A 22,639-nucleotide genomic window follows, 5' to 3' on the forward strand; every position below is an offset into this window, starting at 1 on the left:
CCGTTTCAGTATTATTATGAAGATGTATAATGCATAGCAAATTAAACCATTTTAAGGCCTTACAATTGCCCACCTACTCCTTTAAACTTTTCGATAAAGGATGAAATCTTTTGAAATACACTTTGCTTTTTAGTTAGGTATTGAGGATTTAATGGGCTCATTTTTGGTAATATGGAATTTAGTTCTGTGCCGTTCTCGCTGGCGTATTCACGTTTTAATGAGGCTGTGATATAACGTTTTGCTGCTTCTTCATTTAAATTCTCATCTGTAATTAATTCGGTAGCTTCTGTTTTCTGTTTGCCTTGTGCATAAGAAAAGAAAGCATCTATGATCGTTGCTTTTTCTTTTATTTTATCTAAATCTGTTTCATTGATAAAATCGACTACTAAGCTTTCTTTTGCTCTATTGCCTACACTTGCACGAATGATGCGTCTTATTTCTTCTACTAATTCTGATTTGTTTTTTGTTTTCTTATTATGCTCAAAAATCAATTCCAAAATGTAGTCTAGGTTGATTTCCTGTGACTTTAATAAATCGACTTCAAAAACCACCTCATCCCAATCAATCTCAGATTCTTCTGCTTCCTTGCCTTTTCGCTCGCGTCGTAACCAATCACGAATGTCGTTATAGGTAGAGCGATAATCTTGGATGGTTCGTTCTGCCGGCAATTCAATTTGTTTCATTACCTCAATATCTTCATCCGAAACAAAATAGGTTTCCTTGAATGCTTCCACAGCTTCCGGGTCGTTTATATCTATTTCCTGAAATGCTTTCAGGTTGGCAAACTCATCGTAATTCTGGAGTATATTTTCTACGCGTAAATATTCACCAAAGAGTTTTGAAAATTCTTTTTTGTCCTTCTCTGTTACAATGGCATCCGGATCAGGGAATTTTTCTCTTAATTCCTTAACTACTTCAATATAACCGCGACGAGCATTACCCGTTGCAATATCAGTAAACCCTTCTAGGTATTCTTTATAACTCTTCTCTAACACCACATTTCTTGTACTGCTATCCCCAAAAAGGGTTATTGCATCAATGGTGGCTTGTTCTAAATCTCTAAAGGTTACAATATTTCCAAAGGTTTTTGTTGCATCGTAAATACGATTGGTACGTGAAAAGGCTTGCATTAAGCCATGATAACGCAGGTTTTTGTCAACAAATAATGTATTCAGGGTTGGTGCATCAAAGCCTGTTAAAAACATCCCTACTACAATTAGTAAGTCTATTTCCTTATTCTTAACTCGTTTTGCAAGGTCTCTATAATAGTTCTGAAATTCTTTGCTTTCAACCCCATAACTTGTCCTGAACATGGCGTTGTAATCGCTGATTGCCTGAGTTAAAAACTCTTTAGCGCTTAAATCCATTGCCGTTGGCTCAAAGGTTTCATCAGGGATTTCACCTATGGCATTTTGTTCTTCATTGGCTGCAAAAGAAAATATAGTCGCTATTCTTAAAGGCTTATCACTATCTTTTTGCAGGCTATTTAATTCTTCATAATAACATTTTGCTGCATCTACACTACTAACGGCAAACATGGCATTAAAACCACTGTTACCTCCTTTGGTTCTGTGTGTTTTTTGTCTGTAATGCTTTAAGATGTATTGCGAAATTTCTTTGATGCGCACAGGATGCAGTAATGCCTTTTTGTTTTCCGCTGCACTTAACTTGGTTAAATCCTGTTCTGTTTCTATACCTTTAAACTGTGGACGAACGTCGTTATAGTCTACTTTAAACTTTAATACCTTTTCGTCTCTAATGGCATCGGTAATTACATAGGAATGTAGTTCACGACCAAAAACACTTGCGGTAGTTTCCGCACCTAAAGCATTTTCGGGAAAAATAGGTGTACCAGTAAACCCAAACTGATAGTATTTTTTAAACTTCTTTTTCAGGTTCTTTTGTGCTTCACCAAATTGGGAGCGGTGTGCTTCATCAAAAATAAAAACGACCTGTTTTTGGTAGATATCCAAATCGTTTTCACTTTTCATAAGATTATTCAGTTTTTGAATGGTGGTAACAATAATCTTATTATCCTGCTTTTCTATGTTTCTTTTTAATCCGGCCGTACTATCAGAACCATTTACACTATCTGGAGAGAAACGCTGGTATTCTTTCATGGTCTGAAAGTCTAAATCTTTACGGTCTACCACAAAAAACACCTTATCAATAAAATCCAATTGCGTTGCTAATCTTGCAGCTTTAAAGCTAGTAAGGGTTTTACCCGATCCTGTAGTATGCCAAATGTACCCGCCACTTTCTGTATCAGACCAATTTTTAGTATTAAAGGAGCTTTCTATTTTCCATAACATCCGTTCAGTTGCGGCAATTTGATACGGTCTCATGACAAGCAGGGTATCGCTTACATCAAATACCGAATAGTTTAAAAGTACATTCAGTAACGTTCGTTTTTCAAAAAATGTAATGGTAAAATCCTTTAAATCCTTTATCAAGGCATTATCGGCTTTTGCCCAGTTCATGGTAAAATCGAAGCTATTTTTATCACGTTGTACCGTGTTGGCAAAATAGCGACTGTCTGTACCATTAGATATGACGAACAGCTGTAAATATTTAAATAGTGAATTATTAGTATTGAAACTTTCTTTAGTGTAGCGATGTACCTGATTGAAAGCTTCCCGAATAGCCACCCCTCGTTTTTTTAGTTCTACTTGCACCAGAGGTAAACCATTAACCAAAATAGTCACATCATAACGGTTGGCATGAGTACCCTTTTGTTCAAATTGTGAAATGACCTGAAGTTTATTACGTGTGATGTTTTTCTTATCTACTAAGTAGATGTTTTGAATATGCCCATCATCAAACACAAAGTCATAGATGTAATTATCATGTATCTTTCTTGATTTATCTGTAAGGTTATCACTGGGTTTGTCTAGATATTCTATTATAAAACGCTGCCATTCCTTATCTGAGAATTGCATGTTGTTAAGTTCCTCCAATTGCACACGCACATTAGCCAACATATGCACTTGATTGGTGATTTGCTGCACAAATTCATAGCCTTGGTTTTTTAAATCCTGAACCAATTCTCTTTCTAAATCTGCCTCTGTTTGATAGCTTGCTGGTGCTTCATGAAGTTCTGAGAACTTTTTATAGGTATCTAAAACAATAAAGTTGTTGGATTCTGCTATGGTTTTGTATTGTGACATGTGTTGGTTTTGTGGTTTAGGCTTCAGCTGCTACTGGTGTTGCTGCTACTATTTCTTCTTTCCAATAATTATTATCAACTAAATGGTCTAGTAAAAACTTTACAGTCTTTTTTTCTTGTTCTGTTGGCTCGGGAACAACTTCATTTGATAAGGTTGAATGACTTGTAAATTGAATTACCCGATTATAATATGTTTGTTTATTATCTGGTAATAAATCTGACCATTTTGGATACCCTAAAAAATTAGCAGTTTTCTCGTACAAATTACGAAGTAATATAAAATGATATTTCTCTATAGCATTTGAACTTATGGCTTCCTCAATGATATGCTTAAGATATAAATGGTATGAAAAGCTTTTATTTGAATCACCTTTTTTTTCATTTAATTCATAAGTGCTATCCTCAAGTTTATTTAACATGTAGCAATTTTTATTGCCAATTTCATTAAAAAGTACATTATAAAACAACGGATTGTGTGTTGAAATAATAAACTTCAATCCATTAGATTTCTTTACAAGTTCGGCTAAGTTTACCGCAAGTTCTATTAAATGATTATCATCCAATGAACTAACAGGGTCGTCAATAAACACATATTCTAAATGGTCAAACTGGTTGGTAGAGCGGTCTTCAGGTTCTGTATTAAAAATTTCAACAATTTGTTCGAACAAACTATGAAATATACACCAAATAAAGTTACTCTCTTCTCCTTTAGATATTTTAATATTATCTAAACTTTGGTTATCGCCACTAGTTACAGAAAATGTTACTTCTGAAAAATCAGCACTAAATTTAGGTGTTATTGAATCGCTGGTGAAATGCTGAAAATTAGTTACAATATTATTATCTAACCCTTGATCTTTAAGGAACTGTAAGGTTAAATTTGTAAATCCATTCGGACGTATTGTCAATTTTCTGTTTTTATCTGCATCTAAATCATTATCCCAATAAAACAAATCTTCTGTAAACGCATTATAATACAACACTTTAGATTGATAATCTTCTTCCGATTCAGGGTCTTTAGGAGATATTAATTTTTTAAACTCACCAGACAAGCGTGTTTTACCTGTACCATTAAAAGCATAGATTAATTGTACTTTTTTGTTATCAGCTCTTAGTTTCTCAGCTATTTGTGTTAATGTTTGCGCCATGTATTTATACTTCTATAGTTTCTTTAGGGAATGTTAGTAATTGTTCACGGTAATACTCATACTGTTTTTGCCTTAACTCTATTTCTTTTGGTAACCCTTCGATTATGGACGTCGTTAGCGTATCAAATTTATCTAAGATGTTTACAATACGTTCTTGTTCTTCTGGCGATGGAATAGGAATTATTGCTTTACCTAATCCTTTTGAGTTAATAGCTGAAATTTTACCGGTACGAATATGTTTTTTTATTTGGTCATGAAACTGCCTCGTTCTTGTAAAATACGCGACATATTTAGGATTTAAATTGCTTTTGTAATAAAAGCAAGCATCGTGAATAACAGCACCTTCTTCACCTAACCATGCTGTTCCTTGGCCAATATCTTCAATGGTTTCTCCTGCTGCTACAATTACAACATCTCCCTTTGTTGCTCGCCTTAAATTTTTCTTATCTACAAGTTCTTTACTTACAAACGATTTTGTTTTGTTTGCCCAAGTACCATAATGTGTATACATTTCACCATAGTGGATACATGGAACACCTTCAGAAATCATGTCGGTTTTTACGAAGCGTTTACCTCTTATAAATTCACCTACATTTTCATCATCCATAGGCAAATGTTTTACTTCTGTTCCATCAAAATTCAACAATTGCTCGCGGTAATACTCGTATTGCTGTTTACGAGCTGTAAGCTCTGTTGTAAGCTCTGTTGTAAGCTTTGTTGTAAGCTCTGTAAATTTATCTAGGATGTCAACTATTTCTTGTTGAATTTCTAGAGATTTTTTAGGGTTATCAGGGCAAGGTATTGGTATTTGGAAACCATTAATTACCTTTGAACTCAGGTTATTAATAGTAGAACTATTTAATACTCTTTCAAGATAGTTTGTAAACAGATTTGAAGTTAACAAATGAAAAAGAAATCTCGATTCAATTTCATTTTTAGCTCTAACAACTCCCATAAAACCTCCAAAGAAGAAATCAATATCAGAATGAATAAAAGCAACTTTACCAACATGTTCTCTACTTCCGCTAGCTGCACTTATCAAAATATCATTTTCATATAGCTTTTGAGTATTCTTAACTTTTGTGCTATAATCTATATATTTAATATCATCAAAATTTAAAGTATTGGTTGATAAAGTAATATTGTTACCTCGAAGTACTTTATAACCTTCATCAGTTTTACTTTCATTTTGCTTACTATATGTCAAACCTCGAACATAATCAGCAACTTCAATAAGAGGTTTCCATACAACATCAACTTCTTCTAATAATTTTTCTAAAAAACTCATGCTTCAATTTCATTTATAATGTTATCAATATCGGCACGTAGTTTGTCTATCTTTCTTACAATATTAACTACATCAAAATTCAGCTTTTCAATATCAATCTTCTCTCGATTGTCTTTAGCTTCCACATAGCTATTAACAGAAAGGTTATAATCGTTTTCGGCAATTTTTTTGTTATCTATTGTGGTAGCTACATGTGCAACTTCTTCTTTAGTGTCAAAAATTCGCATAACCTTCCCAATGTGAGCATCCGTCATTTCATTGTTGTTGGTTACTTTTTTAAAGAAGTCTTCACCTGTTGCATCAATAAACTGTGTTTTGGTATCGGTTTTACTTTTAGATAACACCAAAAGTGTAACCGCTATGGTAGTGCCGTAAAATAAATTGGGTGCTAAATCAATAATAGTTTCTACATAGTTATTATCTACCAAATACTTTCTAATTTTTTGTTCTGCACCCCCACGGTAAAAAATACCTGGAAAACATACTAAGGCTGCTCTACCTTTACTTGATAGGTAACTGAGTGCATGTAACACAAAAGCAAAGTCTGCTTTTGATTTTGGCGCTAATACACCTGCAGGGGCAAAACGGTCGTCGTTAATTAGTGTTGGGTCGTCACTACCTTTCCATTTTATAGAATATGGTGGATTAGATACGATGGCATCAAAAGGTTTATCATCTCCTAATTGCGGATTCATTAAGGTGTTACCTAATACAATATGAAACTTGTCGTAGTTTACGTTATGTAAAAACATGTTCATACGTGCTAAGTTGTAGGTGGTATGGTTTATTTCTTGACCAAAGAACCCCTCTTCTATAATATGATTATCAAAGTGTTTTTTAGCTTGTAAAAGTAATGAACCCGAGCCTGCAGCAGGATCGTATATTTTATTAATTTTATCTTGCTTGTGCATTGCCAATTGTGCAATCAATTGTGATACGTTTGTTGGTGTGAAAAATTCGCCCCCAGACTTACCTGCATTTGCTGCATATTTATGAATTAGAAACTCATAAGCATCACCAAAGAAGTCTATCTTACTATCTTTAAAATCGCTCCCCATCTTTAAACCTGCCACACCTTTTAAAACATCTGCTAATCGACTGTTTTTATTTTCGACAGTATTCCCAAGTCGGTTACTTGTGGTGTCAAAATCTGCAAACAAGCCTTTTATATCTTCTTCTGAAGGATAACCAATAGCAGAATTTTCTATTGAAGAGAATATTGCTGCCAAGTCTGTGTTTAGATTTTCGTTTTTAGACGCAGTTTTAACTACGTTTACAAACAACTGGCTTGGATAAATAAAATACCCTTTGGTCTTTATAGCATCATCTTTTATTTCGGACGTAATGACGTCATCAGGCAATGACGGATAATTAATACTTTCATCACCTGCTTCAATATAATCAGTGAAATTCTCACTTATAAAGCGATAAAAAAGTGTCCCTAATACGAAGTGTTTAAAATCCCATCCATCTACAGAACCACGAACATCATTGGCAATTTTCCATATTTGAGCGTGTAATTCAGCTCTTTGTGCTATGCTAGTCATTTTTTGAGTTTATGCGTTTTATCTAGATTTAGACACAGTGAAGACTTTATCTAGATTTTGAAGTGTTAAAAATAAAAATATATCTCGGTTTTACATTATGGTTTTACGCATTTCCCTCACTTTCCTCATCTTCTTCTTTTGAGGGGTTGATATAGTGCCCATGTGCTTCCCTAAGTAAAAAATTGGTTTTACATAGATTGGTTATATAACGTTCGGCTGTTTTTTGGGTAATACTCAATTTGTTAGCTAAAACTACATAATCCTGGGTCGTAAACCGATGCGGTAATGCTTCTATAAATTGCTCCTTTTTGTTTTTATAGTTAATAGCGGTTTTATCTTCGGGTAAGCTGGAATACACTTTACTGCTATGCTTTACAAGTACTTTAACCATTGTAAGGGTGGTATTGAAGTCTTCATCTGTACAATACAGAGGATTTGACATATCGCCAGTTTCCAATATTCTTAAGGCTGACAGCACCATACTAATTCTAAAGGCTATAATACCCGTTCGTTTAATAGATGAATTGTATTCTATAGGATTTACATTTAGGTAATACAAATTGATTTTGGAAAAAAAGTCGTTAAAAATTTCTTGCTGCTCTGGTGTATAGGAAAACTGTATTTCGAGATTTGACATTAAATGCCGGTACAGGTCGTAAAATTGATTTCCCAATTGATCGTAATATTCATTCAATCCTTTTTTAGTGTCTATAGCAAATACGTTTTTCCAACCTGTATTTGTAGGCATTTGATAAAACATAAAGCGACTAAACAAGCCATTTTCGGCGTTGGGCATTAATGCCAATACTTGTTTTGGCGTGCCTGTTAAGGCACAGGATAAACAAGGCTGCTCTATCTCGACATATTCTCTATCGGTTCGTCTAAAGTATTTTATGGTTTCGTGGTGGAATGCATTTCTAAAGCCATCGGAATAATCGCCGTAATCGGTTTTAAAATTCTTTGCCAAAGTATCGGCTTCGGTTTCAAATATCAATCCGCGGCCTTTACTGTCGTTCAACAACTGAAACATGCCCGTAGAACTGTTGTTTGCAGGAATGAACAACATGCGTATTGGTGGTTTTTGCGGTTTCTTTAGACTGTCATTTTTAGCTTTGTTTTTATTGTAGTGTGCTAAATCTTTATCGTATTCGGCTTCCATAAGTTGCGCTTCTTCACGCATGGTGGCATGAATTTTATAGACTAGACGTTTACAAAATTTCAACTTTCCTTTACCAGAAGCCGCTGCTGCGGTAATAAACAAATACAGATTAGAAAACACCTTGTCGCCATCATAAATGCCGAACAACTTAGGTAAACAGGCACTAATAGCTGTGATAGCTCCCAAAATCATAATGTCCTTCTCTTGGTCTGTATTTGCATATTTAACAACATCCTGAAGGAATTGCGGAAGTTGGGGAATTAAGGAAGTTGAGAATGTTGGTGTGTCTGTTTGCTCTTTTTCCTTTGTTTGTTCCGGGATATCTAAAGGTTCTTGACTAATAGCAGCTTCAAAAGGTTTTATGTTGTTTTGATGTGCCAAATAATAAAAGGTAGAAATATTAACACCCGATCCCTTTGCTTTTAAACAGTTGGTGAACTGTTTATCGCATTCTTGATAATTGTATTTTGGGTAGAATCTGCTAATTCTGTGATAATAATCCCTACCTGCTTCGCCATATGCTTCGGATAAGGCAAAACCTAAATTACGCCATGTTTGATAATCGCCTGTTATATCTGTAGCGGTTTTCTCGATATTAGAAATATATACTTCAATATCATTAGAGGTTTGATTGTTTGTAGTTAATGGTTTTACCGGTTCTTCCTTTTTTAAAACAACCTCAAATATGGCGGCATTGGAATTGGTATAACATTCTTCGTCGTAAGACATAAAGCATAGGCGGCAAATATCGCTCCCAGAGGTGTCAATGTCGATATTTAAAGCCTGTTCGTAATAGGCTACAACTTGCTTGTAGGCTTCTTTATGGTGTTCTGTTTTGCTATTTACTTTAGCAAGAATCTTTAATCCTTTTCCACTAGGACTTACAAAGGCCGCATAGGTGTAAGGTGCTAAATGTGCTATTGGAATGATACGTTTTAATTCGGCAGCGGATAATTTGTCTATATCCAAAATTACAAAGCCACTATATTCTGCAATAGTTGCTGCGGTTCTTGTTCCGTTAAAGGTTCCTGAAGCCGTAAAGGCTAACAGTCGTTTTTTTAATTCGGCAGCCTCTTGGTCTTTGCCTTGATTGAGTAGCTTGCGAATAGCTTCTACCTGATCTTTATATTTCCCTTCTTTTATTTGGGTAATTACTCGTGCTATATGTGTGTCTTCCACCTTTGCGGTGAAATCCTTAAAAATTGAAACTTGTGGCATCTTAAACTATTTTAAAAGTGAGTACTATTTATTTTTAGTGGTTTTGTAATTGGCATTTAACAGTTCCTGAACATCGCTTAGGCGGTAATAGATTTTATTGCCTATTTGCGAAAATGCTATGAGGTTATTGTCTCTCCAGTTCTGTGCTGTTTTTTGGCTTATTTTGAAGAGTTGCAGTAAGTCGGCATTATCGAGTAGTACGAGTTCTGGTTTATGCGACACACTGCTTTCGAGTCTGTTTACAAGGGTTTCCAAACGTTGGTAAAGACTGCGCCATTCTTGAATTGAAATGTTTTCTAAATGCTTCATTATTGCTTGTTTTTAGAGTTATACACAGCAATAAGCGCTTTGTCTATTTCTTCACTTTTATACCTGATGAGGTTTCCTAAGCGATACGGTTTTAGTACTCCTTTTTTGTTCCAGTCGGTAAGGGTTACCAAGGATACTTTAAGGATTTTAGCCACCTCCTGACGTGTGAGATATTCGGGTGGCTGTACGGGTTGGAAATTTTGAGCTATGATGCTAAGTTCTGCTCTTACATCGTTGATGATGTCTTCTTTTAATTCTGAAGGCGTAATGCCAAATACTTGGGTAATTTTACTTTGTTCCATCGTTGTATGTTTTTGTGGTTCAACGATGCTAAACTATACTGTAGTTAACGGATTCAGCCCATTGGAGTAACTCCAAAAGGCACTCCAGGGGTTACTCCAAGCTGTTTAAAATAGTATCTATTTTATCAATATCCTTTTGATGATTATCTCCCAATTCCTTTAGAGTTTTATCTAAATTTTGAATTTTAATTTTTATGTTTTTTGAGTTTAAACCACATATCTTACTTATCAACTCCGATTGCTTCACTTTTGATGCGTTTTCAATTTTGGGATGTGTAAAGAAACCTATTTCCTGGAGCAACAATACTATTTGATTTATGGTGAGTTGTTTTTCCGTTTTGGGTTCGGATAATTCAAGAGATTCGTGTTTACTATTATTTTGAGGACTAGTATCATTAGCTCTTCTTTTTTCTATAATATTAGCAGTAGTATAACCTCCATAAAAGCCCCCATGAATATCAAATTCAGATTCAATTTCTTCAATAATAATGGCTTTATCGAACTTCCTAATTTTGGTGTCTAAAAATTTCAATTTTCTAGACATAGGTATTCTGTACTTGTCGTTATAATCTATATAGGAATCATAAGGAATATCACAAAATTCCATATCAAACTTTCTATTGGAAGTTTGAGTCAGGAATTTGACTTCTGCGGAAATAAAATCTTCCTCAGATGAATCCAAAACTTTTTTTAAATATTCTTCTTTTCTGGAATTATAATGATGCTCATAAACCTTTAAGGAGCAATCGAAATAAAAGTAATTATCATCGTTTGAAGCATAATATAGTTTATCCAACAAACCTTTCATATCATAAGTTAGCTCAGCAAATTCAGGTTCATATTCATCATCAATATGAGATGTGTCTGCCCAAGCATCGTTACCGTATGCTAAATTCTTTTCTTGATTTAATTGCTCATTAAGTTTATTAATCTCAAAGTATTTACCGCTAATTTCTTTTACAATTTCTTCGCTACTTGATAAGATTTGAGGTGCGCCTTGTGTCGTTGTTGTAGCTTGTTTAGTGCGTACAGGAGTTAAATTGACTTTTTTGGACTCTAGAAACTCAATTAACATTGTTGCATATTTATTTAAAAAATAAAACAATATACTTTCTTGGATAAGGCGTTTAGTATCCATATCCTCAATATATTCTGAAGGATCTAAAGGAATACCTATAACTTCTTGGAGTTTAACCGGTACGGTTAAATCTTCCAGTTGTTTTTCGGTAAGATTGTTTTGTTTTAACCAAGGGGTTATTTTATCAATACCATAATCTTTTATATAATCCTGCCTTTCAATTTCGTTTATGAAGTATTCTATATAGTTATCGTCGTATTCAAATTCTGAAAAATTTAGTAGTAAATCAGATTTAGTCTTACTATAAGACTTTTTTAATTTACTTATCACACCTAAAACAGAGTGCGTTTTTAGGATATTATTATCATTTAAAATTTTACAAAACGGGGTAACAATCGATTTATTCATTTAAAAATAATTAGCAAAAGCTTTAAATTTAACAAACCTTATCTTACTAAACCTTCCTTATAGGAATTTTTTCATAATTATTTTCTTGATTTTGTTTTAACCAAAACTGTTGTAACATTTTCGCATTTTCTTTAGGGGTAATTTTAATATACTTTAAAAACTGGGCTTCGGTTTGATGTCCTGTAATCGCCATAATTACCATATTAGGCAATTTGCCATACAAATTTGATGCGAAACTACGGCGGCAAATATGCGACGACACCAATTTATGCATTGGGTAAACGCCTTTTTCCTTTCTGCTGGTTTCGGGGTTTATTAAACTGCCTTCAATTTCTTGTGTGAATCCAGCTTCCTTGCAAACATCCTTTATATGTAGATTAAACTTTTGGTCGGAAATACTTCTTGGGAAACCATTATGTTTTTCTAAAATTGCTTTTACTTGTGGGTGCATGGGTATTACCACATTTTGGCCTGTCTTTTGGGTTTCTACCTCAATAAAGCCTTCTTTGATATTGGTATCTTTCAGGCGTAAGAAATCTGACACTCTTAAACCTGTACGCAAACCAATAATAAATAGGTCTCTGGCGTTTTCCAGACGTTCAACACCTTTGTAGTCGTGGTTGTAAATTTTATTGATATCTGCATCCCTTAAATAGATACTATCAGCTTTTACTTTAGGCGCAAAGAATTTAGGGTGGTTGATATGCTCATGAACCGGCAAGCCCTGTAATTTGGCTTCTCTAGCAATTGTTTTAATTGTGCCTATATAATTACCTACTGTACCTAAATTTATCTTTTGGTCTTGCGTTAGGTGATGTACAAACCTATCGTAAAAGGTGAGGTTTAAATCGGTGAATTTAAGTTTGGTTTTAAATTTGGCTTCGTATTGCTCTAACTTCTTTTGAGTGGTATTGTACTTTGTTATGGTTGCAGAACTAACAGGCTTATTTTTTCCTTTTATAATTCGTGATGGTGCAAGCTCAATAAAGCGTTTTACAAATGGTAAGAAAAACACTTGGTCTATGGCATCATCGTTTACCGGTCTGTTGAAATGTTTGGCTATTTTGGTTTTTAACCAATCACGGTCAATATAAATGCCTTTGGAGTTGTCGGAATTAAATTCAGAGATTATGAAGTTCTCCAGGTTAAATAAATGGTCGTTTACTTCATCCTTATAGGTTACTCCTGTAATATTTTTCACCCTTTGTTTTGCAGTACTCCAATGAGAAGGTTGAATTTTTAAATCGGTGGAAGCGGTATAATCGAATTTTCTACCGTTCTTAAAACGCACAAGAATATTGGAATATCCCTTAGTGCCTTTGACAAGGAAATTGAGAGTGGCCATAATGTAAACATCTTAAAAGTGAGCCTTATAAAGATACAAAACTATCCCCACATTATCCCCACAATTACTGTTTTTATGGCATATTTACTTAATTATTTTTTGATTCAAATATCCTTAAACCCCTTTATACACAGGGGTTTCACGAGGTTTTGGGTAAATATGTATTATACTAAAAAAGTGTTGGTGGGTTCCTCTTTCTCCGCGAAAAGCCTTGCATTTAATGCAAGGTTTTTTTTATATCTTCCCACCCCACATCTTAATCACTTATCTTTGTTTACTATTAGTAATTAAGCTTATTTAAAACTATAAGTACAACTATTACAAAATACACTCCTTGTGTTCATCACAAAAAACTAAGCTCCTTTTAGACTTTGTTTTAAACTCAATTTCCTACTCCACAGGATATCCAAACTACAAAAATCATGGTCTTCCGTGACAGTGCCATAGCAAGCATATACCCCAACGCCGTGAATAGGATACAAATCGACCACTTTTGTAAAATGTACTGTATCAAAATATTGACCCTCCCCATCAATAAAAGTACAAAACCGAATACGCTTCCCTTGGGATGTTTTATGAAACCTTGTATGTACCAAAGCACCATACAACAACACCTTTTTATTGACATACTTTTTAAAATCTTTAACCAATATATGAGGCATCAAAGTCTCTTCCACCAAATCAAAATACCCACAGAGAGGAAAGCCTAACAACTCCATTTGGTCATAGGCATTTTCCAACCAATTGCCATTTAGCTTTGGCAGTTTATAGGTTTTGTGCTCAGGTTTAAACAACAATGCCTGAGAAGACTTCAACTTGTTTTTATTGAGTTTAAACATGGCCTGCCATAACAATTCCGTTTTAGGCTGCCCCGTAAACCTAAAAGCATCTATCCTAATCAAGATGGACAGCTGCTCTATACTAACATGCACCCTATCAATAAAATCATCCAAGGATTTATAAGGTCCATAGAGTTGGCGCTCTGAAAGAACCCTCCTTATAGTATAGTGTTCCAATTGCTTAAGATACCCCAAGCCTAAATAGATGTTATCTCCTTGAATGGTTGTGGGATGGTCGCTTGTATTAACACAAGGAGGATGTACTTTACCTCCGCACATCTGGGCTTCGTGGATGTAATGTTCGGTGCTGTAAAAACCACCACCATTGTTGAGCACCGCTACCATAAATTCCAACGGATAGTAACATTTGAGATAGAGACTTTGATAACTTTCCACAGCATAGGAAGCAGAATGCCCCTTAGCAAAGGCGTAGCCAGCAAAACTTTTAATCTGCTCCCAAACCTCTATGGTGAGGCTATCGGGATACCCCCTTTCCCTACAATTGGAAATAAACTTTTGCTCCACTTCCAAAAACTCGGCCCTCGAACGGAACTTACCACTCATCCCCCTTCTCAACACATCTGCCTCTCCAAAATTTAACCCCGCAAATTGATGGGCCACTTTCAATACATCTTCTTGATAAACCATGATGCCATAGGTTTCAGGCATGATTTTGAGCAGCATAGGATTGGCCTCCTTCCTCCTTTCGGGGTGACGTTGACGGATGATATATTCCTGTTTCATTCCGGAACTGGATACTCCTGGCCTGATAATAGAGCTTGCCGCCACCAACCCCAAATAGTCCTGTGTCTGTAATTTTTGCATCAAGCCCCTCATAGCGGGAGACTCTACATAATAAGCCCCAATGGCTTTGCCCCGTTTGAGAAGGTCATTGACTTTGGGATCCCGTTTGAACTTTTCCACATCGGTGATGTCTATGGGAGGTAGATTGGGATTGTTCTGTTTGATAAGCTCCAAGGCATCCTTGATTTTTGCAAGACCCCGTTGGCCCAAAATATCGAATTTGAAGATGCCCACATCCTCAGCAATAATCATGTCGAACTGTACCGTTGGAAATCCTTTTGGCGGCATGTCAGTAGCGGAGTAATAATGGATGGGCCTGTCCAAAATTAAAATGCCACAGGAATGAACACTGAGATGGTTGGGAAACCCCTTTATCAATTGACCATACTTTAGTACCAATTTTGCCATGTCGTCCAATTGGTCCTGAGGCACTTTACCACCACTCAGTTTATCAATCTCTTCCTTAGGCAGACCAAAGACTTTCCCTATTTCCCTTACTACGCCACGGTATTTAAAGGTGTTGTAGGTAGCCAAAAGGGCTGTATGCGGAAACCTTTGGAAGATATAAGCTGTAATATCTTCGCGTTCCTTCCATGAAAAATCGATGTCGAAATCTGGAGGCGAGGTCCGATAGGGATTAATGAACCTTTCAAAATAAAGATCCAACTCAATAGGGTCTACATCGGTTATCCCAATTAAATAGGCTACGATGCTATTGGCCCCACTCCCTCTGCCCACATGAACATAGCCCTGTTGATTGGCATAATTCACAATATCGTAATTGATCAAGAAATAAGACACAAAATCCATATCCCTAATGGTATTGAGCTCTACCTCCAAGCGTTCCAATACTTGTTTGGACGGATTGCCATAGCGTTTTGAAAGCCCTTGATAGCTGAGATCTTTCAGCATTTCAAAATCCTTTTCGGCACTATCTAAATACAGGCTTTGGTTTTGGGAGCTACGTGCCTTTCCAAATTCAAAGTTTATACTGCACTCATCCAAGAGCTGTTGTGTGTTTTTGATGATATGTGGATATTCTTGAAACGCTTCACACAATTGGTCTAAGGGTAGCATCTTATCATTTTCGCTGCATTCTTCAGACTTAGGCAACTTACTAAGCAGTGTATTGTTATCGATGGCTCTTAGCAATCTGTGAGCATTGAAATCTTTTTTGTTCCTCACGGTAACCTGCTGCTGCATGACCAATTTATCCTTATAATCCCTGTAATGGCTAAAGGGCAGTTTTCTCAAATCCTGGACACTGATCCCAATGAACTCATTGGTTGCAAAGGATTCCTTTTCCATTTGCATGACCTGTTCAAAAGGATAGACCACAAAGGCATTGGCAAAGCATGACGCCTGTTCGGGAAACTGCTTGTTTTGGTGAGTATGCTGGGACAAAAAACTGTTGAGTTCCCTAAAGCCTTCATTGTTTTTAGCCAAGCCTACAAACAGCTGTGACACACCATTCCTAAAGTCGATACCCACAATTGGTTTGATATGGTATGCTTTGGCCGTCCGGATAAAATTTAGGCAGGCAGAGGTATTATTGATATCGGTTAAAGCCATTGCTTGCACGCCATTTTGAACGGCCAACTCCAAGAGTTCTGCTTCGGAAAACGTTCCATAGCGCAGGGAATAATAAGTATGACAATTGATATACATAACAAAGCCTTATTGATTGCGATGCGCCAATACAATAGGCGGCTCGCCATTGAATGGATTGTTGAAGCGTCCGATGGTTTTAGCCCCCATGGAAGCAGCCTTTTGGATACTGAGTTCCCCAAAGCGGTTGCGGATATGGTCCATAGCACTGTAGAGTCTTAACATTTCCTCAGTATCATCGAAAAGGTTGATCTGGTAATTACCACTAACCAAATCACTGAACTTAACACCCACCAACCTGATGAGCAAGCGACGTTCGTACAACCTGTCGAAAAGTTCCATGACCTTGGGAATGATAACATGGTCTGCACTGGTATAGGGAATCTTCAACTGTTTGGTATGGGTATTAAAATCGGAATACCTAATCTTGACCGCAATACAGGCCGTTAACTTTTCCCCTTTCCTTAGCTGAAAGGCCAAGTTTTCTGCCATGGCAAAAATGGTAGTCCTCAACTTGAGCATGTCGATGGTATCCTTATTGAAGGTACGCTCGGTGGAAATGGATTTGCGTTCATGAAACGGGATGAGTGGTGGATTGTCGATACCCTGCGCCCTTCTCCAAATAGTACGCCCATTGGCGCCCAATACCGTTTCCATCATTTCCAAGGGCATTTGCTGTACCGTAGCCACTTTATCGATGCCCAAATTTCGTAGGGTATGATAAGTCTTTTCACCTACAGAGGGTATTTTCTTAATTGACAAGGGCGCCAAAAAGGGCTTTTCAAAGCCGTTCTCTATACGCAATTGGTTGTTGGGTTTTGCTTCTCCTGTAGCCATTTTAGATACTATTTTATTAGCTGAAAGTCCAAAGGAAATAGGCAAACCTGTTTCCTTCATAATACTCCTTCTTAACTCTGTAGCGTATTTGTAACTTCCAAAAAACTTGTCCATCCCACTAAGGTCGGCATAAAACTCATCGATACTGGCCTTTTCAAACACGGGCACCCTTTCCCTTATAATTTCGGTGACCATTTGTGATTGTTTAGTATAGATGGAAGCATCCCCACGGATGACCACCGCTTCAGGGCACAGCCGTCTTGCCATTTTCATGGGCATTCCAGAATGTATACCAAAGCGTCTGGTCTCGTAACTGCATGCCGCCACAACCCCTCTATCCCCCGTTCCGCCTACCAATAAGGGCCTTTTTTGAAGGCGACTGTCTATGAGGCGTTCACAGGAAACAAAGAAGGTATCGAGGTCCAAATGCAGAATATTTTTGTTCATTTTGCAAAGTTAGCTACATATTTGAGCAGTTATTGCTTATATTTGTAGCAAACAAAATCAACCTCCTTTTTACGATGTAGCCATGACAGCACTTTCTAGAAATATCAGTCATTTGCGGGAGCTTAAACGCATTACCCAAGAAACCCTTGCGGAAGATCTTGGTATTACCCGATCCCGAGTGAGCTCGTATGAAGAAGGGCGTTCGGCCCCACCCATTGAGCTACTTATCAAACTTTCGGACTATTTTAAATTGCCCATTGATGTGTTGGTACGGCACGACCTTACCAAAGGGAGCGAACATTCCTTTATTGAACTACGGAATCAACGAGTACTGTTCCCCATTACCATAAACTCTGAGGGCGATGATTTGATTGAAGTGGTTCCCGTAAAAACCTCAGCAGGGTATTTGGCAGGTTATGACGACCCCGAATATATTGAGCAGTTGGAAAAAATAAAGCTTCCTTTTTTACCCACTGGCAAGCACCGAGCCTTCCCTATAAAAGGAGACTCTATGCTGCCCCTGAAACCTGGCAGTTATGTGGTGGGAAAATTTATTGAGGACCGACGGGATATCATGGATGGGCGTTCGTATATCTTGTTGACCCAAAATGACGGAATGGTGTACAAACGGATAAAAGACCAGATTAAAGACAATAATACCTTGTTGTTGATTTCGGACAATCCACAGTACCAGCCCTATGAAGTGCCTATTGATGAAGTCCTGGAACTTTGGGAATTTACCTGCAGTATCAACACCCAAGAATACGATCCGCACGAACTAAAAATTAGTAGTATTTTGGAAATGTTCAACAGTTTGGGTGTGGAATTGGAAGCCCTAAAAAAAGCCTTGTGATGCACTACACTATTATCGATATTGAAACCACTGGAGGTCAAAACATCACCGAAATTGCCATGTGCCGTCATGACGGCTCCAAAATTATTGACAGTTACAGTACTTTGGTGAATCCACAAGCCTATATCCCAGATTACATCACGGCATTAACAGGGATTGACAACGCCATGGTAGCTGAAGCACCTACCTTTTCCGAAATTGCCGAGACTATTTTAAACTTTACCCAAGACAGTGTTTTTGTGGCCCACAATGTCAATTTCGATTACAACATCATTCGGAATGAGTTTAAAACACTAGGCATTGATTTCAACAGAAAAAAACTTTGTACCATACGCCTATCTCGAAAACTATTGCCTGGGCACGCTTCCTACAGTTTGGGCAAACTATGCAGAGCCCTCAATATAGACATCCAAAATAGGCACCGTGCCAAGGGAGATACCGATGCCACGGTGATATTGTTCGAAATGTTATTGGCTCAAGACGGATCGGAAAATGTCTTTCAGGATTTTTTACGCAAGACCTCCAAAGAGGCGACACTTCCGCCTCATTTACCTAGTCAGGTTTTCAATAGGATTCCCAATGCCCCCGGTATTTATTATTTCAAAAACAAAAAGGGCAAAATTATTTATGTTGGAAAGGCCAAAGACCTCAAAAAACGGGTTTTGGGACATTTCTACAACAAAAGCCAAAAAGAACTAGATCTTTGCCGAGACACTGCAGATATTGATTTTGAACTTTCCGGTAGCGAAACCATTGCCCTATTAATGGAAGATGCGGCTATCAAACATCATTTCCCGGCATACAACCAAGCGGCCAAACGGCCACCAAAAAGCTATGCTGTATTTTCATATCAAGACCGTCAGGGCATTTTACATTTAGCCTATAACACATTAAAATCGGCACCCAATCCCATTCAGATATTCCATGGCATTAGGGAATGTAGAAGCTATTTGGAAACTTTATGTAGAACCTACGAGCTCTGCCCAAAATATTGCCATTTACAGGAAGGTGTTTCGGAATGTTCCCACTATGCCATACACACTTGCCATGGTATTTGCCGACAAGAAGAAACTGTTACCAAATACAACCAAAGGGTTACTGAGGCCATCGAGCAGATACAGAACAGCACTAAAGATATCGTCATCAAACAAACAGGGAGACACCCTGAAGAGAAGAGTTTTATTCTCATTCAGAACGGTTCCTATAGAGGTTATGGCTTTGTGGATAAATCAGAACAAATTATGCACAGCTCAGATCTTGAAACATTTTTGATTCCGCAAAAAGACACTATAGATATCCAACGGGTTTTACGACCTTTGATTTTGAAAATGTAATGATTATTTATTTTAATTTATATCCATAATAAACTACCCTACACCTCACATTCATGTATTATTAAAATTACACCACATTTAAACCATCTTTCACAACATCATTTTTAAAGGTTGTTGTATTTTTGACATCTCTTTTATCACTTATCTTTTTATGGGTTTCGCTGATGGGGATTTTAAAAAAAATGTGAGGAAAACAATGTAAAAGACCTTTAAACCACATTAGACTTTGCATCAAAGTGGAATAATCATCTAAATTGGAATTTTCCACTAGGGCACCTCGCTAAATTTACGCTATGATGAATACTACAGATAACGAACAACATAGACTGTTTGATTTTTTATTAGGTGACAATATCAAAACGTTGCCAGAAAACTTCTTACAATACAAAAAAGACGGTGTTTGGGACCATTATACACCAATCCAACTAAAGGAAATGGCCTTCGGATTAGCAAAGTCCCTGTTAGAAAAAAATATCAACGGCAATGGAGACTCGATAGAGGAACAATCTAAAGTTGGTTTGATTTGCTTTTCTTCACCCAATTGGCTGGTTGTAGATTTAGCCGTACAGCTTACAGGAGCTGTTCTCGTACCATTATACCCCAACATTTCCAGCAAGGAGTTAAGTGCTATTTTTAATGAAGCTGCTCTTGAAATCTGTTTTGTGGACAATATGGAACTTTATGAAAAATTACATTCCATCCAACATGAAATCCCTAAGCTTAAAGAAATATATGTTATCAACACCTCCAACGATCATCTTAGTTGGAAACCATTGATACAACCTTATTCCAACACAATCTATGAAGAAGTTTTAAGCTACTCTGGGAAAGTTCAAGAAAACGATGTGTGCACGATTATCTACACATCTGGGACCACAGGAACCCCCAAGGGTGTGATGCTTTCCCATAAAAATATCTTTTCCAATATGAAAGCCACTTCTGATGAAGTGTTTGAAGAACTGATTTTAGAAGAAAAACATGCCTTAAGCTTTTTGCCTTTGAACCATGTTTATGAAAAAATGGCCATGTATGTATATGCCTATAATGGTTTCAAAATTTCATTTGCCGAAAGCGTAGAAAAGGTAGCCGAGAATCTAAGGGAAGTAAAACCTTATATGTTCTGCGCCGTGCCAAGGCTACTAGAAAAGGTTTATGAAAAAATCCTTTCCATAGGTGAATCTCAAAGAGGGTTTAAAAGAAATATCTTCTTTTGGGCCGTTAAATTGGCCAATCGCTATGAATATAACCAAAAATTCAGCCTTTCCTATAAACTTCAATTGAAGCTAGCCGACAAACTCATTTATTCAAAATGGAGAGAAGCCCTTGGCGGCAATATAGAAGCCATTATTATGGGTGGTGGCGCTTGCCAACAAAGGTTGATACGTGTCTTTGGAGCCGCAGGAATTAAAGTTGTAGAAGGTTATGGACTAACGGAAACTTCTCCCATCCTAGCCTTTAACCGCGTTAACAATATTAGACCAGGTACTGTTGGCATGCCCTTAAAATCGGTGGAGATTAAATTTATGGAAGATGGTGAAATCTGCTGCAAAGGGGACAATATTATGGTAGGCTATTTTAAAAAGCCTGAAGAAACAGAAAAAGTCATGAAAGATGGTTGGTTCTGCACTGGTGACATTGGAGAAATGGTGGATTCGAAATATTTAAAAATCACCGATCGCAAAAAGGAAATGTTCAAGACTTCGGGTGGTAAGTATGTGGTACCGCAACCTATAGAAAACAAAATGAAAGAGAGTTTTCTAATTGAACAGATCATGGTGGTTGGAGATGGCCAAAAATTTGTCTCGGCATTGATTGTCCCTAACTTTTCCGGTTTAGCCGATTGGTGCCGAAAGCATTCTATCCCATACGTAGGCAAAGAAATTGCCCTAAAATCGGAGAATATTACCAAGCTTTACCAAAGTATCATAGACCGTTACAACCCACTGTTCAACCATGTGGAGCAAATTAAAAAGTTTGTACTGCTGCCGGAAGAATGGACTGTTGATAAAGGTGAACTAACTCCAAGTATGAAAATCAAAAGAAAGGTCATTGCTAAAAAACATGAGACTGATATCGCTCAACTATACGGTATGCAATAAATAAAAATCTGTATGAAGTGCAGTTTATGAAAGAGGAAGTAGCTTCTTAATCCTTTTCTTTTTTATGTTATCTATTTAATCCTCGAAGAGGTAATGCATGTCTCCATTTAGATATAGAATTCCTATGTACAATAGGGTGTAGATTATAAAGAAGATTCCCCCAACAGCAAGGAATATTAGAAATCGAAACATGAATTGCTTGAAATTTAGTTTGAACAGTCTGATGAGGCAATAGGATATGTAGATGGTTTGCAAGGGGAGAATTACAGACAGTGAAATGTCATTGTAGTGAATGCCAAAAGCAGCTAAAAATACCATTATAATAGCACCATAAATAGACGATTGGGAAATTAGGTATAAAAATATAACCAGGTGCTCTGTATAGTTAAAGGTCTTGACATTGTAAAACACGATACGGGATATCAAGGCGTGAACAGGAATGTAGAGCATAAAGAAAAGGGATTGATACTCCATCATAAAGTCAAAATTCTTCTTTTGAAGTTCTTCTGAGCCTCCATGAAGCAAAGCTCCCATTTCAAAGGTTTTAGGGAATATATGGGATAATATGTAATATTGAATTCCTAAAACGGTCAGGGCAATGGCAAAATAGCTAATAACATCTACATACTTTTTACGAACGCCATTGATGTAGCCAATAATGACATCTTCTGGAACTTTAAAAAGTGCTATAAAGGTTTGAAGAAACTGATTGTCGTAGTTTAGGAAAGTCTCCGTAAAATATTCTAATAGATTTTTTAAGGTCAGGCGGTTTTTTATGACCTTTCCGCCACACTGGTTGCAATATAGACTGGTCTCAGAAAGCTGTGTATGGCAGTTTTTGCATTCCATG

At 36.8% G+C, this 22,639-nt stretch carries 15 protein-coding genes; 3 read left to right on the plus strand and 12 right to left on the minus strand.

From position 1 onward, the window contains the following. Nucleotides 1-59 precede the first annotated feature (59 nt). The 11 genes from AC6I5C_RS12870 to dinB all read right to left on the minus strand — a co-directional run bounded on the left by AC6I5C_RS12870 (nt 60) and on the right by dinB (nt 17,503). A complete protein-coding gene (locus AC6I5C_RS12870) occupies nt 60-3,167 on the minus strand; it encodes a type I restriction endonuclease subunit R (RefSeq protein WP_497905503.1) in 3,108 nt (1,035 codons plus the stop codon). A gap of 16 nt (nt 3,168-3,183) precedes the next feature. Beyond that, nucleotides 3,184-4,314, minus strand: a complete 1,131-nt coding sequence (locus AC6I5C_RS12875) for an anticodon nuclease (RefSeq protein ID WP_497905504.1) — start codon at nt 4,312-4,314, stop codon at nt 3,184-3,186. Between the two features lie 4 nt (nt 4,315-4,318). After that, nucleotides 4,319-5,602: a restriction endonuclease subunit S gene (locus tag AC6I5C_RS12880; RefSeq protein ID WP_497905505.1), complete on the minus strand. Its 1,284-nt coding sequence runs from the start codon at nt 5,600-5,602 to the stop codon at nt 4,319-4,321. Further along, the gene (locus AC6I5C_RS12885; protein WP_497905506.1) at nt 5,599-7,149 is read right to left on the minus strand and encodes a type I restriction-modification system subunit M; all 1,551 of its coding nucleotides are present in this window, start codon (nt 7,147-7,149) and stop codon (nt 5,599-5,601) included. The genes AC6I5C_RS12880 and AC6I5C_RS12885 overlap by 4 nt, the downstream gene beginning before the upstream one ends. 103 nt (nt 7,150-7,252) lie before the next feature. Further along, nucleotides 7,253-9,526, minus strand: coding sequence for a DUF3987 domain-containing protein (locus AC6I5C_RS12890; RefSeq protein WP_497905507.1), 2,274 nt, complete (start codon nt 9,524-9,526; stop codon nt 7,253-7,255). 24 nt (nt 9,527-9,550) lie between these two features. Beyond that, complete coding sequence (locus tag AC6I5C_RS12895; RefSeq protein ID WP_497905508.1) at nt 9,551-9,835, minus strand: helix-turn-helix domain-containing protein; 285 nt, start codon at nt 9,833-9,835, stop codon at nt 9,551-9,553. Beyond that, on the minus strand, nt 9,835-10,137 hold the full coding sequence (locus tag AC6I5C_RS12900) for a helix-turn-helix domain-containing protein (protein ID WP_497905509.1): 303 nt from the start codon (nt 10,135-10,137) through the stop codon (nt 9,835-9,837). The genes AC6I5C_RS12895 and AC6I5C_RS12900 overlap by 1 nt, the downstream gene beginning before the upstream one ends. A gap of 91 nt (nt 10,138-10,228) precedes the next feature. Beyond that, the gene (locus tag AC6I5C_RS12905; RefSeq protein WP_497905510.1) at nt 10,229-11,623 is read right to left on the minus strand and encodes a hypothetical protein; all 1,395 of its coding nucleotides are present in this window, start codon (nt 11,621-11,623) and stop codon (nt 10,229-10,231) included. Between the two features lie 46 nt (nt 11,624-11,669). Beyond that, on the minus strand, nt 11,670-12,968 hold the full coding sequence (locus tag AC6I5C_RS12910; protein WP_497905511.1) for a phage integrase SAM-like domain-containing protein: 1,299 nt from the start codon (nt 12,966-12,968) through the stop codon (nt 11,670-11,672). Between the two features lie 353 nt (nt 12,969-13,321). Then, complete coding sequence (locus AC6I5C_RS12915) at nt 13,322-16,279, minus strand: DNA polymerase III subunit alpha (protein ID WP_497905512.1); 2,958 nt, start codon at nt 16,277-16,279, stop codon at nt 13,322-13,324. Nucleotides 16,280-16,288: 9 nt separating this feature from the next. Continuing rightward, complete coding sequence (gene dinB, locus AC6I5C_RS12920; protein ID WP_497905513.1) at nt 16,289-17,503, minus strand: DNA polymerase IV; 1,215 nt, start codon at nt 17,501-17,503, stop codon at nt 16,289-16,291. Between the two features lie 82 nt (nt 17,504-17,585). On the opposite strand from dinB, the gene AC6I5C_RS12925 reads away from it, so the two are divergent. From AC6I5C_RS12925 to AC6I5C_RS12935, 3 genes are all read left to right on the plus strand, one after another. Beyond that, a complete protein-coding gene (locus AC6I5C_RS12925; protein ID WP_497905514.1) occupies nt 17,586-18,356 on the plus strand; it encodes an XRE family transcriptional regulator in 771 nt (256 codons plus the stop codon). Continuing rightward, entirely contained in the window at nt 18,356-19,690 is a 1,335-nt protein-coding gene (locus AC6I5C_RS12930) for an exonuclease domain-containing protein (protein ID WP_497905599.1), read from the plus strand. Before AC6I5C_RS12925 ends, AC6I5C_RS12930 begins: the two co-directional genes overlap by 1 nt. Nucleotides 19,691-19,983: 293 nt before the next feature. Continuing rightward, entirely contained in the window at nt 19,984-21,789 is a 1,806-nt protein-coding gene (locus AC6I5C_RS12935; protein WP_497905515.1) for an AMP-dependent synthetase/ligase, read from the plus strand. A 75-nt stretch (nt 21,790-21,864) separates the two neighbouring features. On the opposite strand, the gene AC6I5C_RS12940 is transcribed toward AC6I5C_RS12935, so the two are convergent. Next, entirely contained in the window at nt 21,865-22,638 is a 774-nt protein-coding gene (locus AC6I5C_RS12940) for a DUF3667 domain-containing protein (protein ID WP_497905516.1), read from the minus strand. Nucleotide 22,639: the final 1 nt, after the last annotated feature.

The organism is Mangrovimonas sp. sgz306409 (genome assembly GCF_059735265.1).

What these genes read in the sequence shown, in the direction of transcription:
- dinB (WP_497905513.1), bottom strand. Translation starts at nt 17,503, where the DNA reads ATGAACAAAAATATTCTGCATTTGGACCTCGATACCTTCTTTGTTTCC.
- AC6I5C_RS12900 (WP_497905509.1), bottom strand. Translation starts at nt 10,137, where the DNA reads ATGGAACAAAGTAAAATTACCCAAGTATTTGGCATTACGCCTTCAGAA.
- AC6I5C_RS12870 (WP_497905503.1), bottom strand. Translation starts at nt 3,167, where the DNA reads ATGTCACAATACAAAACCATAGCAGAATCCAACAACTTTATTGTTTTA.
- AC6I5C_RS12905 (WP_497905510.1), bottom strand. Translation starts at nt 11,623, where the DNA reads ATGAATAAATCGATTGTTACCCCGTTTTGTAAAATTTTAAATGATAAT.
- AC6I5C_RS12875 (WP_497905504.1), bottom strand. Translation starts at nt 4,314, where the DNA reads ATGGCGCAAACATTAACACAAATAGCTGAGAAACTAAGAGCTGATAAC.
- AC6I5C_RS12925 (WP_497905514.1), top strand. Translation starts at nt 17,586, where the DNA reads ATGACAGCACTTTCTAGAAATATCAGTCATTTGCGGGAGCTTAAACGC.
- AC6I5C_RS12890 (WP_497905507.1), bottom strand. Translation starts at nt 9,526, where the DNA reads ATGCCACAAGTTTCAATTTTTAAGGATTTCACCGCAAAGGTGGAAGAC.
- AC6I5C_RS12885 (WP_497905506.1), bottom strand. Translation starts at nt 7,149, where the DNA reads ATGACTAGCATAGCACAAAGAGCTGAATTACACGCTCAAATATGGAAA.
- AC6I5C_RS12895 (WP_497905508.1), bottom strand. Translation starts at nt 9,835, where the DNA reads ATGAAGCATTTAGAAAACATTTCAATTCAAGAATGGCGCAGTCTTTAC.
- AC6I5C_RS12930 (WP_497905599.1), top strand. Translation starts at nt 18,356, where the DNA reads ATGCACTACACTATTATCGATATTGAAACCACTGGAGGTCAAAACATC.
- AC6I5C_RS12880 (WP_497905505.1), bottom strand. Translation starts at nt 5,602, where the DNA reads ATGAGTTTTTTAGAAAAATTATTAGAAGAAGTTGATGTTGTATGGAAA.
- AC6I5C_RS12915 (WP_497905512.1), bottom strand. Translation starts at nt 16,279, where the DNA reads ATGTATATCAATTGTCATACTTATTATTCCCTGCGCTATGGAACGTTT.
- AC6I5C_RS12940 (WP_497905516.1), bottom strand. Translation starts at nt 22,638, where the DNA reads ATGGAATGCAAAAACTGCCATACACAGCTTTCTGAGACCAGTCTATAT.
- AC6I5C_RS12935 (WP_497905515.1), top strand. Translation starts at nt 19,984, where the DNA reads ATGATGAATACTACAGATAACGAACAACATAGACTGTTTGATTTTTTA.
- AC6I5C_RS12910 (WP_497905511.1), bottom strand. Translation starts at nt 12,968, where the DNA reads ATGGCCACTCTCAATTTCCTTGTCAAAGGCACTAAGGGATATTCCAAT.